Source organism: Streptomyces sudanensis (assembly GCF_023614315.1).
Lineage (GTDB): Bacteria > Actinomycetota > Actinomycetes > Streptomycetales > Streptomycetaceae > Streptomyces > Streptomyces sudanensis.
This window is the reverse complement of the sequence record NZ_CP095474.1, coordinates 3,716,936-3,734,909: the sequence shown is the minus strand read 5'-3', so window position 1 is coordinate 3,734,909 and position 17,974 is coordinate 3,716,936. Positions and strand designations below refer to the sequence as shown.

Here is a 17,974-nt window from a genome sequence, read left to right as displayed (position 1 = left end):
TCGGAATGGCGCGGGAGCGATACGGAGGCGCGGGGGCGGCTACACGGACGCGGGGGCCCGGCCGCCGGCTCGGCGGGTCCCGCCCAGGAGGGTCGAGTCGCCCATCTCGTTCAGTACGAGGGCGAGGGCGCCCAGCACCTCCGCGCGCCCGCCGAGCGCCCCGGAGACCACCGTGAGGTGCCGGGCCGCGCTGGGGATCGCGTACCGCGAGACGGACTCGCGGAGGGGTGCCAGGACCAGTTCGCCGGCTTCCGCGAGGTCGCCGCCGAGGACGACCCGGCTGGGGTTGAGCAGGTTGCAGAGGCTGGCGACGCCGCTGCCGATGTGGCGGCCCACGTCGGCGAGGACGCGGCGGCAGCCGGGGTCGCCCTCGCGGGCGAGCCGGACGACCCCCGCCATGGTCAGGTCGGGGCCGTGGCCGGGCCGGAGCAGCGGCAGGACGTACCGCGCGGCCGTGAAGGTCTCCAGGCAGCCGCGGTTGCCGCAGCGGCAGACGGGGCCCGACTCGTCGAGGGTGATGTGCCCGATCTCCCCCGCGGTGCCGCCGGGGCCACGGTAGATCCGCCCGTCGATGACGAGGCCGGCGCCGACGCCGTCGGCGACCCTGACGTACGCGAGGTCGCGCACGCCCCGGCCGGCCCCCCACACCAGCTCGCCGAGGGCGCCGAGGCGGGCGTCGTCGTCCACGTACACCGGGGCCCCGAGGCGGGCGGAGAGCTCCCGGCCGGGGTCGGCGGCGGCCCGGCCCGGCGGGACCGGCGCGGCGCCGGGTGCGCCGGGGGCGGCGCCGATCGGGCCGGGGAGGCCGAGACCGACGCCGATCACCTTGCCGGGGCTGACGCCGGCTTCCCCGATCAGCCGCCTGACCAGCCGTTCCGCCCGGTCGAGGCCCTCGGCGCACGAGGTGCCCGGGTCCAGCGGCTCGGACTCCTCGGTGAGCACCCGGTGGGCGAGGGTGCCGACGGCGACGCGCAGGTGGGTGTGGCCGAGGTCGACGCCGACGACGGCTCCGGCGTCACCGCTGAGCGAGACGCTGCGGGCCCGGCGGCCCCCCGCGGAGGTCGGGGTGACCTCGACCGTGCCGCCGTCCTTCAGCTCCCGCACGATGTTGGAGACCGTGGCGGCGGACAGGCCGGTGGCTCTGGCGATCTCCGCCTGGGTGAGCGAACCGGCCATGCGGACGGCACGCACGACCCGTTCGAGGTTGGCGCGATGCAGGGACGTCTGCGACCCCGGGGTCTCCATCGGCTCTCTCATTCCCGCTGCTCTCTCCGCCTGGTGAACTCTAACCTGAGCGTTTCGCGCCACCGCGCGTCAAGGGAGCCGGGAGCGCGAAACCCGGGAGAGCGGTCGATTTCCGGCCAGGCCCGGCATACCGGGGCAGGGGTGCGCGGAACCCGCGCTCCGGAGCCGGTACGCCGTGGCGCGCGGGTGCCCGGCCCTCCCGGGAGCCGGACTCCGGGCCGTCCTCCCCTTGGGGTCCGCCCCCCGGGGCGTACTCCAGCCCGGCCTCCTCCTGGGCCCCGGTTCCCGGGACCCAGGCCCCTGAGACGTCAGGCCCCGGGGACGGACACCGGACCCCTGAGACGCCAGGCCCCTGAGACGCCGGACCCCTGAGCCCCCGGGGCGCCGCCCCTCAGGTCACCGTCTTGGATCTCAGGGTCGCCGTCTTGGATCTCAGGGGCGCCGTCTTGGATCTCAGGGTCGCCGTCTCGGCTCTCAGGGCCGGCGTCTCGGGTCTCAGGGTCGCCGTCTCGCCCTTCCGGGTCGCGCCCGCCTCAGGACCGTCCCCGGGCAGCCGCCCTCACTTCAGGGCGCCGGCCGTCAGCCCCGCCTGCACCTGCCGCTGGAAGACCGCGTACACCACCAGTACCGGGAGCATGGCGATCGTCATCCCGGCCATCAGCGCGCCCCAGTCGCCCCGGTAGCCCTGCTGGAGCGCGATCATGGCGAGGCCCTGGGTGAGGACGTACGTGTCCTCCTGCTGGTTCAGCACCATCGGCAGCAGGTACTGGTTCCACTGCCCCAGGAAGTTGAAGATGCCGACGCTGACCAGCCCCGGCCTGGCCATGGGCAGCATGATCTGGAAGAACGTCCTGGTGTGCGAGGCGCCGTCGATCGCCGCCGCCTCCGCCACGGAGGTCGGCAGCGTCCGGAAGAACGCCGTCATGAAGAAGACGGTGAACGGCAGCGAGTACGCGATGTAGACGAGGATCAGCCCGTGGTGCGTCGCCAGCAGCGACGTGCCGGGGAAGTCCCGCAGCACGAAGAACAGCGGGACCACCAGCATGAACACGGGGAAGGACATGCCGGCGACGAACAGGTAGTAGACGAGCCGGTTCCCGGGGAAGTCGAAGCGGGCCAGCGCGTAGGCGGCCATCGAGCCCAGCACCATCGTGCCGGTGACGGAACCCCCCACGACGACGACCGTGTTGACGAAGTACCGGCCCATGCTCGCCTCGTTCCAGGCGTTGGGCCAGTTCTCCCAGTGCAGGACGGTGGGCAGGGCCCACGGGTCGCCGAGGATGCTCCCGCTGTCCTTGAAGGAGCTCCACAGCACCCACAGCAGCGGGACGCCCACCATCAGCGCCCACAGCGCGAGGATGCCGTGGGAGAAGACGTTGAGGACCGCGCCCTCGGCGGGCCTCCGCGGGACGCGGCGCGGCGCCCGGCCGGTGGCGGCGGGCCGGCGGCCGGGCGCCGGCCCGTCCGCCTTCCGGATCTCTTCGGTGTCCACGGACGGCCTCCCCTGGTACTAGTACTCGACGCGCTCACGGCGCCCGAGGCGCAGAGCGAGGACGGCGAAGACCATCGTGACCACGAGCATCGCGACGCCCATCGCGGCGGCGTACCCGAACCGGCTGTTGGTGAAGGCCGTCTCGTAGAGCCTGAGCGGCATCACGTCCGCGGCGCCGGAGGGGCCTCCTCCGTTCCCGGACATGATCTGGACCAGCGCGAAGCCGTCCAGCGCGATGATGCCCATGTACACCCAGCCGGTCTGGACGGTGTCCCACAGCAGGGGCAGCGTGATCCGGAAGAGGGTGTCGAACCGGTTGGCGCCGTCGAGCAGGGCCGCCTCGTACACCTCGCGCGGGATGGACGACATGGCGGCGGAGAACAGCACCACGTAGAAGCCGACGTGGCCCCACACCATGACTGCGCCGATGCACCACAGGGCGATGCTCCGCTCCCCGAGCCAGGCGTTCTGCAGGCCGTCCAGGCCGACGGCGCCGAGGAGCGCGTTGAGCATGCCGTCGTCCGGGTCGGGGTTGTAGACGTTGAGCCAGATGACGGCGATGATCGTGACGGACACGACCTGCGGGAAGAAGAAGACGAACGTGTAGAACCGCGCGCCGGCGACACCCGTGACCACCTCGTTCCGCCGGCGCCTGCCGCCCACGTTGAGCATGAAGGCGAAGAACAGCCCGAGGGCGAGGGTGACCAGCGGTACGAGCGCCAGCAGGAAGAGGTTGTGGCGCAGGGCGTTCCAGAAGTCCTCGTCGTCCCACAGCCGGGCGAAGTTGTCCAGGCCGACGAACTCGGCGGTGCCGACCAGGCCGGACCAGTCGGTCAGGGAGATCTGGAACGCCTGGACGAAGGGCGAGATCACGAAGACGGCGTAGAGCAGCAGCGGCGCGGCCAGGAAGCCCACGACGAAGCGGCGTTTTCCGTGGTGCACGGGCTCCCGGCTCCCCTCTTCCGGTCCCGCGGCGTCGGCGGGGCGGCTGGTCGTCGGTACGGGACGGGCGGTGCGGTCGGAACGGGACCGGGCGGCGCGGCCGGGTCGGGCGGTCGCCGCCGCGGGTCAGGCGGTGCGTTCGAACTTGGTGACGGAGTCGTCGCGGGCCACCCTGTCGGCCGCCGCCTGGGTGCCCCTGATCCAGTCGGCCGCCTTGATCTCGCCGGTGAGCAACTGCCCGGTGAGGCCGCCGATCTTCTGGTCGGTGAGCGTCGGGTACCACTCCTGCAACTGGAGGTTGACGAGGTTCTTCCCCGCCGCCCTGAAGGCCCTGTCGGCGGAGGCCAGGCCCGGCGAGAGGGCCATGCCCCGCGTGGCGTCCACGACGCACGTCAGCGACTTCACCTTCGCCGCGAAGTTCCGCGCGTGCTTCTTCGACAGCATGATGCGCAGCAGTTCCATGCCGCCGATCGGGTTCCGGCCCCTCGCGGCGACGAGGTACGGCTCGCTCGGCTCGGCGCGCAGGGTGCCGTGCGGCATCGCGTCACCGCCGCCGTCGAGGAGGGCGCCCACCGACATGCCGAAGCCGTCCGGGGTGGTGGGCGCGGACTCGTTCTCGACCCAGGAGCCGTTGGGGAGGAAGACCGCCTTCCCCTTGGTCCAGGCGGTCTGCGACTGGATGTGGGTGAGGCCCTGACTGCCCTCCAGGAAGTACTTCTTCGCGGCGAGTTCCTCGTAGTGCTCGGCGACCTGGCGGACGGCGTCGTTGGACGTCCAGGCGTTCGGCTCCAGGTTGTCGATGGCGATCCACTTCTCCATGCCGCCGATCTTGGCTATCTGGCCGAACAGGGTGAAGTGGACGTAGTACGGGTACTTGCCGGCGTACGTCCAGGGCGCGATGCCGGCCTTCTTGATCTCGCCGCAGAGCGCGACCATCTCGTCGAGGGTCTTCGGGTACGCCCAGCCCCTGGAGCCGAGGAGCTTCCGGGAGTACCAGGTGCCGTAGACGGTGAAGGCGTAGTAGAGCACGTCGAACGTGTCGCCGTGCAGGCCCTTCTCCAGGGTGCTGGGGTGGATGGTGTCGCGCACCCTCCTCGCCGGGTCGTCGAGGGAGGGCGCGTCGAGCAGCGCGGCGAGGTCCTTCAGCTGGCCCTGAGTGGACAGCTTGTTCATGTCCAGGCGGTCGGCACCGGAGTTGTCGACGACGTCGGGCGGGTTGCCGCCGGCGAAGCGCGGGGTGAGCTTGGGACCGACCTGCTGGGTACCGGTGTGCTTCACCTCGGCCCGGTACGCGGCCCGGTAGTCGGCCTCGGCGTCCTTCACGTACTGGTCGCCGAGCCCGCCCTTGAAGACGAACGCCTCCAGCGGGGCGCCCTCCTTCACGCCGAGGGGGTTCTTCGCGGTCTTCTCGCCCGCGGCGGCCGTGGGGCCGGCGCCGTTGCCCGCGCCGCCGGTGGCGCAGGCGGCCAGCAGGCCCGTCGCGGGGACGGCGGCCAGGCCGAGGGCGGCGGACCGCCGGAGCAGGTCGCGGCGGCCGGGGGCCGCGCGCCGCCCGGTGCCTTCCGGGGTGGGGCCGTCGCCGGGGGCGGAGGTGGATCCCATGCTCACGTCCTCGCCTTCTCCAGGACTCGGGCGGTGCGCCGGTCACCCGTACAGCTCGCCTCAGGCGAAGGGCCCCGTCACCGCGCTCTCGTCGCAGCTGGGTCTTGCCGATTGGTGCAGGGAGTCGTGCACCCACCCGGCTGCTCGGACGAACGGCCGTGCGGACGCCGACAGGTATAGTCCGCCCCGGCCCGGGGGAGCAAGATCGATGACAGTATTCGGCGGGAGTCTTTCCCCAGTCGAGACCTCGGAGGCCGCCGGCCGGGCCCGGACGGGAGCCGCGCGGCATGGTGACACCGGGAGCTCCACGGGCCTACCGCACCTCGATGCCGAAGTCCTGGACGAGTTCCTCCAGACCCCCCGGGTAGCCCTTGCCGCCCAGGACGAAGTCCCAGTCCCCATTCGGCCTCCGGCGGAAGGAGCCAAGTACCAGGGCGGTTTCGCGCGGTCGGCCGTCGGAGACCTCAAGCCGTCCCAGCTCGGACAACTCCGGGTCGAGCAGGCGGATACAGGCGTCCGTGAAACCGGAGAGATCGGCGTCCGGATCGACGTCCGGATCGACGGCGGCCACCAGGACGAACCGGTCGGCCTCGTCGGGCAGCCCGTCGAAGGAGACGCAGAGCGCGGCCTTGTCGGGCGCGGTGGCGGGAAGGGCACGCACCGAACCGTCCGGCGTCCGGGGGTTGTTGAAGAAGACGAAGTGGTCGTCGCTGAGGATGCGGTCGCCGCGGCAGACGAGGGCGCACACGTCCAGGGCGACGCTGCCGGCCCACGACATGCCCAGGACGTTGTAGTCGCCGGGCAGTCCCGGGGCCGACTCCGAGGGTGCCGTCCGTGCCGGCTCCCGGCGCTCGCCCGCACTCTGCCGGCCGTCCTCCCTCGGGCGCCCGCGCTCGCCCAGTCGGCCGCGCAGCCCGTGGCGGTGCAACAGGTCGACGAGCTCGGGGCCCGAGACGAGTTCCAGGGGCTTGCCGTTGGCGAAGGCGTGCGAGCCGGGGCCGAATCGCGACGTCGTGACGAGGACGCCCTTGTTGGCGCCGGCGTCCTGCACGGTCCCGTACAGGTCGCGCACGGCGGCGGGGGGCACGGTGTTGCGGTAGCGCTTCACCTGCACGACGATCTTGCCGCCGCGGATCGGCGTCGGGTCCAGCGCGTCGACGTCCACGCCGCCGTCGTTCGAACGCTGGGTGGTCACCGCCTGCATCCCCATGGCCCGGAAGAGGTCGGCGACGAGGCCCTCGAAGGCGACCGGGTCCATGTCGAACAGGTCCGGTTCCTCGTCGCCGCCGTGGGTGACGACGCGGTTGCCGACGTCGTGCGGGCGCCTGCCCGGCCGGACCGGTACGAGTTGGTCGGGTCGGGCCGATACCTGGCCGCGCAGCGCGTCGGACAGGCAGCTCCCCGCGTCCACCTGTGCCAGGTGCAGGTCGCGGAACGAACGACGCGAGACCATGGCGGTGACGAGGAAGATGTGGCCCGGTCGGCCCGTCACGGGGTCGTGACCGTCGACGAACCCGTTCAGGGCCACCGAGTCCAGTGCGCCCGACTCGTCGGCCGCGAACAGTTCGTGCAGGACGAGCAGCGTGCACTGGGCCAGGACCTCCCGGTACAGGGCACGGCGCTGGCCCACTGGGCGAGAGGTCTCCCTGTCCTGATCGGTACTGGACAAGTACCGGACGGCCTTGACCGCCGGCACGATGCCGTAGTCGGGCAGTTCCCAGTCCAGCACCAACTGCCCGGCCGCCGGGTCGTAGGCCGCTCCCACCTGACGGGGGAAACCCTCCGGCCACGCCGTCGAGGCGTAGAGGGCCGCGGTGAAGTACTCGATCACGGAGTCGGGGTCCCGGCGGCTCACGCCTTCGGCCATCGTGGTGACATCGGCGTTGTGCCGCCGTACGTCGGCCAGCCGGGCGTCCGCCCACGCCTGGTACTCCCGCCGGTACGACGCGAGCTGCTGCTGCCGCCGGGTCTCCGCGGCTTGGGCCGCGTGCCAGTCCTGCTCGAAGCGGGCCCTGGCCTCCGCCTGTGCCTGGGCCCGGCGGCTCGCGGTCCAGCCGCTCTGCACCTGATAGTGGCTGAAGTCCGGCATGGGCACCGGCTGCGCCAGCGGACCCGGAGCGAAGGGCTGGACCTCCTCGGGTCGTATGAGGGAGGCGGCCCTGAAGGCGGGAGCCTGACAGCCCCGGGCGAGGAGGCCCTGCAATGACGCGACCTGCGCGTCCAGTTCCTGCGTGCGTCGCAGGGCCTCCGCCTGCCGGTACTCGCGGTAGCTCTGGGCGGCTCGCCGCTGGTGGGCCCGCGCCTGCTGCTCCTGCTGCCTCCGCCGCCTGGCTTCGGCTTCCAGCTGGCGCTGTTGCTGCCGTTGCGTTTCGACCCAGACGCCGACGAGACCGGTAGAGCGACGACTCATGTGCTGCAAGCCCTCCCCGAGGCAACCCGGTTGTCCCCACAACCGGTTGTGACGAGAGGACTCTAGTCAGCGATCGCCGTCCCGCCTATCCACCCGGCCCCCGGTCCTCCCGCCGGGCACGTGCTCCCGCCCGTCNGCCCGCCTCCGGGCCCCGGAGACGGCCGGAGGGCCGCACCCCGTGGAGACGGGGTGCGGCCCTCCGGTGCTGGTCTGCCGGGGGCTCAGCCGCGGATCAGGTTGCGCAGCACGTACTGCATGATGCCGCCGTTGCGGTAGTAGTCGGCCTCACCGGGGGTGTCGATGCGGACGACCGCGTCGAACTCGACGCCCGTGTCGGTGGTGACCTTGACCGTGCGCGGCGTGGTGCCCTCGTTCAGCTCGGTGACGCCGGAGACGGAGAAGGTTTCCTCGCCGGTCAGGCCGAGGGACTCGGCGGAGGCGCCCTCGGGGAACTGGAGCGGCAGGACGCCCATGCCGATGAGGTTCGAGCGGTGGATGCGCTCGTACGACTCGGCGATGACGGCCTTGACGCCGAGGAGCGCGGTGCCCTTGGCGGCCCAGTCGCGGGACGAGCCGGAGCCGTACTCCTTGCCGGCCAGGACGACCAGCGGGATGCCGGCGGCCTGGTAGTTCTGGGAGGCGTCGTAGATGAAGGAGACCGGGCCGCCCTCCTGCGTGAAGTCGCGCGTGTAGCCGCCCTCGGTGCCCGGCGCGATCTGGTTGCGCAGGCGGATGTTGGCGAACGTGCCGCGGATCATGACCTCGTGGTTGCCGCGGCGGGAGCCGTAGCTGTTGAAGTCGCGGCGCTCGACGCCGTGCTCCGTGAGGTACTTGCCGGCCGGGGTGTCGGCCTTGATGGCGCCGGCCGGGGAGATGTGGTCGGTGGTGACCGAGTCGCCCAGCTTGGCCAGGACGCGGGCGCCGGTGATGTCCTCGACCGGGGCCGGGTCCATGGTCATGCCCTCGAAGTACGGGGGCTTGCGGACGTAGGTGGACTGCGGGTCCCACTCGAAGGTGTCGCCGGTGGGGATCGGCAGGGCCTGCCACTGGGCGTCGCCCGCGAAGACGTCGCTGTAGGACTTGGAGAACATGTCCTCGCCGATGGCGCCCGCGACGACGTCGTTGACCTCGGCCTCGGTCGGCCAGACGTCCCTGAGGTAGACCGAGTTGCCGTCCTGGTCGGTGCCGAGGGCGTCCTTGGTGATGTCCACCTTCATGGAGCCGGCGAGGGCGTACGCGACGACCAGCGGCGGGGACGCCAGGTAGTTCATCTTGACGTCCGGGTTGATCCGGCCCTCGAAGTTCCGGTTGCCGGAGAGGACGGACACGACGGCGAGGTCGTGCTCGTTGACGGCCTCGGAGACCTCCTCCGGCAGCGGGCCGGAGTTGCCGATGCAGGTGGTGCAGCCGTAGCCGACGAGGTTGAAGCCGACCTTGTCGAGGTACGGGGTGAGGCCCGCCTTGTCGAAGTAGTCGGTGACGACCTTGGAGCCCGGGGCGAGGGTGGTCTTGACCCACGGCTTGCGGGTCAGGCCCTTCTCGACGGCCTTCTTCGCGACGAGCGCGGCGGCGACCATCACGTACGGGTTGGAGGTGTTGGTGCAGGAGGTGATCGCGGCGACCGTGACGGCGCCGTGGTCGAGCTCGTACGTCGAGCCGTCGGGGGCGGTGACGGTGACCGGGTTGCTCGGCACCGAGTCGACCGCGCCGCCCTCGTGCTGCGGGGCGCCGGCGCCGTTGTCGTCGTGGCCGTAGGCGGGGGCGTCGGAGGCCGGGAAGGACTCGGCGCTCGCCTCGTCGACCGGGGAGGCCACGCCGTGCGGCTGCTCCTGCTGCGGGACGCCCGGCTCGCGGTCGTCGCCGCCGGTCACGCCCGCCTCGACGTAGTTGAGGACGTCGCGCCTGAACTGCTCGGCGGCGTCGGCCAGGACGATGCGGTCCTGCGGGCGCTTGGGGCCGGCGATGGAGGGGACGACGGTGGAGAGGTCCAGCTCCAGCTTCTCGGAGAAGTCCGGCTCGGCGGACGGGTCCAGCCAGAGGCCCTGCTCCTTGGCGTACGCCTCGACGAGCGCGACCTGCTGCTCGGAACGGCCGGTGAGCTTGAGGTAGTTCAGCGTCTCGTCGTCGATCGGGAAGATCGCGGCGGTGGAGCCGAACTCGGGCGACATGTTGCCGATGGTGGCGCGGTTGGCGAGGCTGGTGGCCGCGACGCCCTCGCCGTAGAACTCGACGAACTTGCCGACGACGCCGTGCTTGCGCAGCATCTCGGTGATGGTGAGCACCAGGTCGGTGGCGGTGGTGCCGGTGGGCAGCTCGCCGGTCAGCTTGAAGCCGACGACGCGCGGGATGAGCATGGAGACCGGCTGGCCCAGCATGGCCGCCTCGGCCTCGATGCCGCCGACGCCCCAGCCGAGGACGCCGAGGCCGTTGACCATGGTGGTGTGCGAGTCGGTGCCGACGAGGGTGTCGGGGTACGCCTGGCCGCCGCGGACCATGACCGTGCGGGCCAGGTGCTCGATGTTCACCTGGTGGACGATGCCGGTGCCGGGCGGGACGACCTTGAACTCGTCGAAGGCGGTCTGGCCCCAGCGCAGGAACTGGTAGCGCTCCTTGTTGCGGCCGTACTCCAGCTCGACGTTCTGCGCGAAGGAGTCGCGGGTGCCGAACTTGTCGGCGATGACGGAGTGGTCGATGACCAGCTCGGCCGGGGCCAGCGGGTTGATCTTCGACGGGTCGCCGCCGAGCTCCTTGACGGCCTCGCGCATGGTGGCGAGGTCCACGACGCACGGGACGCCGGTGAAGTCCTGCATGATCACACGGGCCGGGGTGAACTGGATCTCCTGGCTCGGCTGGGCCTGGGAGTCCCAGCCGCCGAGGGCCCGGATGTGGTCGGCGGTGATGTTCGCGCCGTCCTCGGTGCGGAGCAGGTTCTCCAGCAGGACCTTGAGGCTGTACGGCAGGCGGGCCGAGCCCTCAACCTTGTCCAGCCGGAAGATCTCGTACGACTCGTCGCCCACGCGCAGCGTGCTGCGGGCGTCGAAGCTGTTCGCCGACACGACAGTCTCCTTCATCAATGTGCGCGTTCAACCGCATCCTGCCGCCCCGGCATCCCGCCGGTCCGTTAAGGTAAGACTTACTTAGGATTGCCTTACCCGCCCGAGCGGCCGCGGTGCGTCGTCAGCAGATATCTCGATGTCGAGATAACTCTAGTACATCACCGCCTTCCGGTCATGTGCCGACGCCCTTTGCCCGTGACCGGGGCGGCAGGGCGCCCGGCAGCCACCCGCGCCGTCCGGCTTCCCTGCCGGTGGGCCCGCCCTCGCCCCGGCTCCCCGGGCCCGGTCCCGGCCCCGGCCCCGGCCGTACGGGACGCGGCGGGCTTCCCGTCCCGTACGGTCTCCCGGTCTCCGCGTACGCGCGGCCGTCCGGACACCGCCGTCCGGGCAACGTGACCGGGCGGCGTGACCAGGCGGCGGGGCGAGGCCCTCCACCACGGGGATCAACCGGGCAGCGTGACCGGGCAGCGGGGCGAGGCCCTCCGGTACGGGGCTCAGCCGGGCGCCGCGACCGGGCAGCGCGACCGGGCAGCGGGGCGAAGCCCTTCACCACGGGGATCAACCGGGCGTCGTGACCGGGTACCACACGCCGAACCACTGCTCGGCGCCGTACTCCTCGAACCGCTCCACCTCGGTGAACCCCAGCCTCGCCGCGAGGCGCATCGAGCGGTCGTTGGCGGTCCGGGTGCAGAGCACCACCGGTTCGCCGGGGAACGCGCCGGCGAACCAGTCGAGTGCCGCCGCGCACGCCTCGGCGGCGTACCCGTGTCCCCACGCCCCGGGCAGGAACACGTAGCCGAGCTCGGCCTCCCCGGCGTCCGGGCGGACGTGCCCCGGGCGCTCCGCGCCGCGCCGCTCGAACGTGACCGTACCGATCATCGTTCCGTCGAGATCGACCACGAAGAGGCCGGGGCGCCGCCCCGGCACCTCGGGCATCACGCGTTCGAGCTCGTCACGCGGCCGGGGACCACCGAGGTGGGCGTGCACCTCCGGTGAGGCGAACAGGTCGACGAACGCCGCACGGTCCCGGGGCTCCGACTCGCGGAGCACGAGCCGTTCGGCCCTTCTCGGGGCGGGCGGCCAGGCGGCGGGGTCGAGTCCGGGCACGGCGGGCAACCTACCGCACCCCGGTGACTGCGGAACCAGGGGAGGAGGCGACCCGAAGTCCCTTACGGCGCTTCACCGTTCGGAACGGTCCCGGCGGACCGGCACCCGTCCGCCGGCCGGGCCCCGTCGCCCGAGGGGGACCCCCTGTCCGGCCATCGGCACCGTCGCCGCGGCGGGCGGGCACAGGAGGGNGGGGCGGACGACCCCTGGGCGGGCACGATGGGCGGGCNGGAAGGGAGAGGACGGGCAACGCGAGCAGCGAGGGATGAATGAGGCGGGTGGGGCAGGGCGCCGTCCGGGCCCTGCACTTCGGCCCATCCCCGGCGTTTTGCTTTTCATATCTTCGGGTCCTAGGCTGAGCGCCTTTCCATACCCCATCCCGGCACCTCCGTGCCCGGGAGGCGCGTGCGGGTCCGCCGCGAGGGGCACCGACCGGAACCCCGACGGCGACACCCCCGCCGCCCGCCCCGCACTACCCGCCCCGCACTCCCGGTCGCGCACGGCACTTCACCCGCCATCCAGAGCACATTGCCCGATAAGCATCGTTTCGGGTGATATTTGAGGAATAAGAAAAACAGGTGGGTACATCTCCATACGTGACGCAGGCTCAGTCGTCGTGACGTCCTTGCGACGCGGCGTGGACCACCACCCGCACGGCGCAGTCCGACGAGAAGATCATCTCATATCTGAGATAGCCTGACGCCATGACAGACGACTACCTCGTACGCATCGGCAGGCTCATCCGTGACGCCCGGCAGCATCGGGGCTGGACACAGGCGCAGCTCGCCACGGCACTGAGCACCAGTCAGAGCGCCGTGAACCGCATCGAACGCGGCAATCAGAACATCAGCCTTGAGATGATCGCCCGCATCGGTGAGGCGTTGGACAGCGAGATCGTGTCGCTGGGCTACGCGGGTCCCATGCACCTGCGGGTGGTCGGCGGCCGTCGCCTGTCCGGCGCCATCGACGTGAAGACGAGCAAGAACGCGTGCGTGGCGCTGCTGTGCGCCTCGCTGCTGAACAAGGGCCGCACCGTCCTGCGCCGGGTCGCGCGGATCGAGGAGGTCTACCGGCTCCTGGAGGTCCTCAGCTCCATCGGCGTCCGCGCCCGCTGGATCAACGAGGGCAAGGACCTGGAGATCGTCCCGCCCACCGAGCTGACGATGGAGGCCATCGACGCGGACGCGGCCCGCCGCACCCGCTCGATCATCATGTTCCTCGGGCCGCTCCTGCACCGCCTGCGCTCCTTCAAGCTGCCCTACGCCGGCGGCTGCGACCTGGGGACGCGCACCATCGAGCCGCACATGATCGCCCTGCGCCGCTTCGGCCTGGACGTCACCGCCACCGAGGGCCTGTACCACGCCCAGATCGACCCGTCGGTCTCCCCGGACCGCCCGATCGTCCTGACCGAGCGCGGCGACACGGTCACCGAGAACGCGCTCCTGGCGGCGGCCCGCCACGACGGCACCACCGTCATCCGTAACGCGTCCTCCAACTACATGGTCCAGGACCTGTGCTTCTTCCTGGAGGCCCTCGGCGTGCGCGTGGAGGGCGTCGGCACGACGACGCTCACCGTGCACGGCGTCCCGCACATCGACGTGGACGTGGACTACTCGCCGTCCGAGGACCCGGTCGAGGCGATGAGCCTGCTGGCCGCGGCGGTCGTCACCGAGTCGGAGCTGACGATCCGCCGGGTGCCGATCGAGTTCCTGGAGATCGAGCTGGCGGTCCTGGAGGAGATGGGCCTGGACCACGACCGCTCCACCGAGTACACCGCGGACAACGGCCGCACCCGGCTGACGGACCTGACCGTGCGGCCCTCCAAGCTGGAGGCGCCCATCGACAAGATCCACCCCATGCCGTTCCCCGGCCTGAACATCGACAACGTGCCGTTCTTCGCGGCCATCGCCGCCTCCGCCCAGGGCAAGAGCCTCATCCACGACTGGGTCTACGACAACCGCGCCATCTACCTGACCGACCTCAACCGGCTCGGCGGACGCCTCCAGCTCCTCGACCCGCACCGCGTCCTCGTCGAGGGCCCGACCCGCTGGCGCGCCGCCGAGATGATGTGCCCGCCGGCGCTGCGCCCCGCCGTGGTGGTCCTCCTGGCGATGATGGCCGCCGAGGGCACCTCCGTCCTGCGCAACGTGTACGTCATCAACCGGGGCTACGAGGAGCTCGCCGAGCGCCTCAACTCGGTGGGCGCCCAGATCGAGACCTTCCGCGACATCTGAGGGTCCTCGGGCAAGACGCCGCCACACCCCTTCCGACCTGTGTGAACAGGATGCGGGAAGAGGTGTGGTGGCGTCTTCGAGTATTTTCCGGAGCTTCCGGTCGGGAGCGAAGGCGTCATCTCGTGGACACCGGGGGTCAGAGCAAGAGCGCAGGGAACGAGTACGCGGGAAAGCGTTCGGTCGTGGGCTCGTCCGAGGGCGGGGGGCCGGCCGGCTGTTCGGCACGATTGCGTGAACAATCCGCCCTCGTATGACTGAAGTTCTCGGCCAAGGCAAACCTGCGGCTTTCACACCGGCAAGCAGGAATCAGCCGCACACTCCCGCGCCGAGAAGCCGGCGGCGAAGAGGACCACCCGGCAAAGGTCCACCGCGAAGGCCGCGCGGAAGCCGAAGCCCACGCCCGTTCGCGAACTCGGTGACCGTTTCATCGGCCACGGGGCGGCGGCAACGGCCGCTCGTCCCGCCCCGGCCCCCGAACCGCCTCCATACACCAACCCCGCGCACCGGTCNCTCCNCCCNTGCCCCGCCCCAGGGGCGTACAGGAGTGCGGGGCGGCGCACTGACGCTCCCCGCATCCGGAACTTCCGGAACCGTCGGCGGTGCGCGTCAGACTCGTGAAACCGGGCCCTCCGGAACCGCCCCGTCCCCCTTCCCTGCGAGGAGCGTTCATGGAACCACGCGGCTACCGCATGGTGGTCTCGACCAGACTCAGTTACGTCAAGGCGTGCGGCATCGCCGAGCGGCGGATGCTCGAATGGATTCGCGGCAAGGGCTACGACCCCTCCGGGCTGGACGAGGGGCGGACCGAGATCGCCACCCACGCCACCCTGGACCGCGATTCGGAGTCCGGCCGGAAGGGCGCGTACAGCCGGTGGCGCATGCGCGAGACGCCCTCCTCGGACTCGGGCACCTGGCAGTCCACGCTCATCGTGCGCTCCGGTCTCGAAGAGGACGCGGGCCGCACGTGGGTGCAGCTCGACATCGAGCACCAGCCGGCCCGCGAGGGCGACGCCCCCAAGCGCGCCCACACGCCGAACATCGTCCGTTCCCTCCTGGACGCGCTGGAGGCGCGTGACGCGCTCGCCGACGTCACCGCCGCGCCCGTCTTCATCGAGGCCGAGGACGTCGACGACACCGTCGAGGAGCTGTGCGACGGCAACCGGCGGATGCCCGTCGTCGTCGCCACGGTGCCGTACGGGAAGGACCCCGACGAGTGGTCCCGCTCGGTCGTCGAACCACTCTTCCGCTACCTGCACGGACTGGCCGTGCTGTACGTGCTCACGCCGGAGGCGCAGGTCAAGTTCAACGCCGCGCTGGAGTACCACCCCGTCTTCGGCGGCGGCGTCCGCACCTATTTGCCGGGGATCGACCCGGCGTGGAAGCCCGACGCCCAGAACCACCCCGTCATGTCGCGGCGCACCATCGACGCCGACCTCCGCCGCGCCGCCTCCATACTCGCCGCGCTCCCCCAGCGGTTCTCCTCACGGCAGCCGCTGCCCCCCGCGCTGCTCAGCGTCCCGCGCCCGCGCACGCGCCCCCGCTCGGTCCAGGACGGTACGGACCTCGCCCAGCTCCGCTCCGAGAACGCGGCGCTCACCGCCCTGCTGGGCGAGGCGGAGCACGCGGAGGCCATCCGGGTCAGCGAGATCAACGACCTCTACGCGGAACTCGCGCGGGTGGAGCACGCCGGCAACGAACTGCGCGGCGAGAACGAGGAGTTGTACGACAAGGTCAAGGAGTCCCAGCGGCTCATACGCTTCCTGCGCGAGAAGTTGCAGGAGGCGGGCCAGTTCACCGTCGCCCACACCCCGGCCGTCGCCGCGGACATCGTCTACCCGACGAGCTTCTCCGAGCTGCTGGAGCGCCTGGGCGAGCTGCCCGGCATCGCGTTCACCGGGAACCGCAAGACCACCCGGTCCCTGGACAGTCAGTCGGTGGACAACTGGCTGTACGTCGCCTGGGACGGGCTGCTGGCCCTGGACCAGTTCGCCCGGGCCTCCGCCGACGGCACCGTCTCGGGCGACTTCCTGAGCTGGTGCAAGTCCGACGCCTCCAGCGCCTTCCCCTTCCCCACGGCCAAGATCGCGATGCGCGAGTCGGACACCGTCGCCCGCCAGGCGAAGCTGCGCAACGAGCGGATGCTCCCGGTCCCCAAGGCGGTGCACCACACCGGCCGGGTCTTCATGCAGGCCCACCTGAAGATAGGCGGGGGCAACACGATCTCCCCGCGCCTCCACTTCTACGACGACACTCCCCGTTCAGGAAAGGTGTACGTGGGCCACCTCGGCCCCCACCTGCGCAACACCCTGACCTGACCCGCCCCTTCGCCCGCCGCGCCGTACGGCCCGGCACCGGCACGACGGGGCAGGACGGAACGGGACGGGAAACGAGAAGGTGTACTGTCCCCCGCCTCATCCTCCGAGGCGGCGGACAGTACACCTCCGGCCGTTCAGCGTTCCGACGCGAACCGTACGAACCGGCCCCAGCCGCCACGGCCGACGGCGAACGCCGGACGGGTCACGTCCTTGGAGTCCCTTATGTGGACGGCCTGTTCGGCCATCGCGACCTCCACGCAGTCATCGCCCTCGCTGCCGCTGTAACTGGACTTGAACCAGGCGAGTTCCGGTGTACCGCTGTTCATGGTTCTCCTCTCGCGGGCGTGGTCACCGCCATCGGCGCCATGCGCACGGCGGCTCCGGACGGTGGGGGCGGCCTCCGCCACTCCGGTACCCGACCGGCACGACGAAGGCGTACCCCGAATCGTTCAGCGCTCGGACGCGAACCGTACGAACCGGCCCCAGCCGTCACGGCCGACGGCGAACGCCGGACGGGTCACGTCCTTGGAGTCCCTTATGTGGACGGCCTGTTCGGCCATCGCGATCTCCACACAGCTGTCGCCCTCGCTGCCGCTGTAGCTGGACTTGAACCAGGCGAGTTCCGTCGTACCGCTGCTCATAGCTCTCCTCGCAGTTTCTCCAACAGGTCCCGGGACATCTTGGGGTTGAGGGCCTGCGAGCGCAGTGTGTCATAGCGGTGACAGAGGACACTTACCTCTTTCGGGTCAGAGATCAGCCGCCCGTTCTTCTGTCCCTCGGAGTACCCGAGCCGCCGCCTTTCCGGGGTCTCCAGCACCTGCACCGGCCCATCCAGGCAGGCGTGCAGACCGACGTCCAGCGGTACCACCTGAAGCGTCACGTTGCGCGGGGCGGTGTGTTCCAGTACGTGCTCCACCAGCTCGCGCATCACGCCCGGCTCCCCGACCTCCCGCCGGAACACGTGCTCCTCGATGATGAAGCTGAACGGCACCGTCGGCCGCTCCCGCATCATCGCCTGTCGCTCCATTCGCGCGGCGAGCTGCGCTTCCAGCTCCTCGTCGGTCCGCAACGGGATCGCGCCCTCGAACACCGCCCTTGCGTACGCCTCCGACTGCAGCAGGCCCGGCACCAGCCTGCACTCGTAGGTGCACAGACTCACCGCCTCCCGTTCCAGCCGGGCCCACCGCCGGAACCACGCGGCGAGCCCCACCTCGCCCCGCGTCAGGTGGCGGGCGGCCTTGCGCAGCGCGCCGGTGTTGCCGAGGGCCTCCTCCGCGCGCTCCACGAACGCCTCGTCCGGCATCCGGCGTCCCAACTCCACCGATTCCACGGTGTGCTTGGAGTACTGGACCCGGGCGGCGAGCTGAACCCGGCTGAGGCCCGCGTGCTCGCGCAGCGCCTGGACGACCGCGCCGAACGTGCGCAGGCTGTCGGACGGATGGGGCTCCCGCTCCCACTCCCCTTGCGGAACCTCCCGCTCGCTCGGCGGGACTTCCCGCTCCCCCGGCGGGACCTCCCGCTCCCCCGGCGGGACCTCCCGCTCCCCNGNCNNTTATACAGACACGCGAAGG

Annotated in this window: 11 protein-coding genes and 1 pseudogene; 2 read left to right on the top strand and 10 right to left on the bottom strand. The window is 71.3% G+C overall.

Annotated elements, in window-relative coordinates; translation table 11 throughout:
• Positions 1-39 precede the first annotated feature (39 nt).
• The 7 genes from MW084_RS17195 to MW084_RS17165 all read right to left on the bottom strand — a co-directional run bounded on the left by MW084_RS17195 (position 40) and on the right by MW084_RS17165 (position 11,854).
• Positions 40-1,245 carry an ROK family transcriptional regulator gene (locus tag MW084_RS17195; protein ID WP_010470491.1) on the bottom strand — a complete coding sequence of 402 codons (1,206 nt, stop codon included), beginning with the start codon at positions 1,243-1,245 and terminating at the stop codon, positions 40-42.
• A 559-nt stretch (positions 1,246-1,804) separates the two neighbouring features.
• Positions 1,805-2,722: a carbohydrate ABC transporter permease gene (locus tag MW084_RS17190; protein ID WP_420833770.1), complete on the bottom strand. Its 918-nt coding sequence runs from the start codon at positions 2,720-2,722 to the stop codon at positions 1,805-1,807.
• Between the two features lie 33 nt (positions 2,723-2,755).
• Complete coding sequence (locus MW084_RS17185) at positions 2,756-3,679, bottom strand: carbohydrate ABC transporter permease (RefSeq protein WP_010470487.1); 924 nt, start codon at positions 3,677-3,679, stop codon at positions 2,756-2,758.
• 126 nt (positions 3,680-3,805) lie between these two features.
• Positions 3,806-5,281 (bottom strand): N-acetylglucosamine/diacetylchitobiose ABC transporter substrate-binding protein, encoded by a 1,476-nt coding sequence (gene ngcE / locus MW084_RS17180; RefSeq protein ID WP_010470485.1) that lies wholly within the window; start codon positions 5,279-5,281, stop codon positions 3,806-3,808.
• Positions 5,282-5,594: 313 nt separating this feature from the next.
• Positions 5,595-7,691: a restriction endonuclease gene (locus MW084_RS17175; RefSeq protein ID WP_029553491.1), complete on the bottom strand. Its 2,097-nt coding sequence runs from the start codon at positions 7,689-7,691 to the stop codon at positions 5,595-5,597.
• A gap of 221 nt (positions 7,692-7,912) precedes the next feature.
• Complete coding sequence (locus tag MW084_RS17170) at positions 7,913-10,747, bottom strand: aconitate hydratase (protein ID WP_010474602.1); 2,835 nt, start codon at positions 10,745-10,747, stop codon at positions 7,913-7,915.
• A 558-nt stretch (positions 10,748-11,305) separates the two neighbouring features.
• On the bottom strand, positions 11,306-11,854 hold the full coding sequence (locus MW084_RS17165) for a GNAT family N-acetyltransferase (RefSeq protein ID WP_010474601.1): 549 nt from the start codon (positions 11,852-11,854) through the stop codon (positions 11,306-11,308).
• Between the two features lie 704 nt (positions 11,855-12,558).
• On the opposite strand from MW084_RS17165, the gene MW084_RS17160 reads away from it, so the two are divergent.
• Together MW084_RS17160 and MW084_RS17155 are read left to right on the top strand one after the other, a co-directional pair.
• Positions 12,559-14,088 (top strand): UDP-N-acetylglucosamine 1-carboxyvinyltransferase, encoded by a 1,530-nt coding sequence (locus MW084_RS17160; RefSeq protein ID WP_010474600.1) that lies wholly within the window; start codon positions 12,559-12,561, stop codon positions 14,086-14,088.
• Between the two features lie 668 nt (positions 14,089-14,756).
• Positions 14,757-16,403 (top strand): hypothetical protein, encoded by a 1,647-nt coding sequence (locus MW084_RS17155; protein WP_010474599.1) that lies wholly within the window; start codon positions 14,757-14,759, stop codon positions 16,401-16,403.
• Between the two features lie 134 nt (positions 16,404-16,537).
• On the opposite strand, the gene MW084_RS17150 is transcribed toward MW084_RS17155, so the two are convergent.
• The 3 genes and pseudogenes from MW084_RS17150 to MW084_RS17140 form a co-directional block, all read right to left on the bottom strand.
• Positions 16,538-16,729 carry a DUF397 domain-containing protein gene (locus MW084_RS17150; RefSeq protein ID WP_010474598.1) on the bottom strand — a complete coding sequence of 64 codons (192 nt, stop codon included), beginning with the start codon at positions 16,727-16,729 and terminating at the stop codon, positions 16,538-16,540.
• Positions 16,730-16,852: 123 nt separating this feature from the next.
• A complete protein-coding gene (locus tag MW084_RS17145) occupies positions 16,853-17,044 on the bottom strand; it encodes a DUF397 domain-containing protein (protein WP_010474596.1) in 192 nt (63 codons plus the stop codon).
• A pseudogene (locus tag MW084_RS17140) lies at positions 17,041-17,949 on the bottom strand (helix-turn-helix domain-containing protein); the annotation flags it as partial. The gene MW084_RS17145 and the pseudogene MW084_RS17140, both read right to left, overlap by 4 nt.
• Between the last annotated feature and the right edge of the window lie 25 nt (positions 17,950-17,974).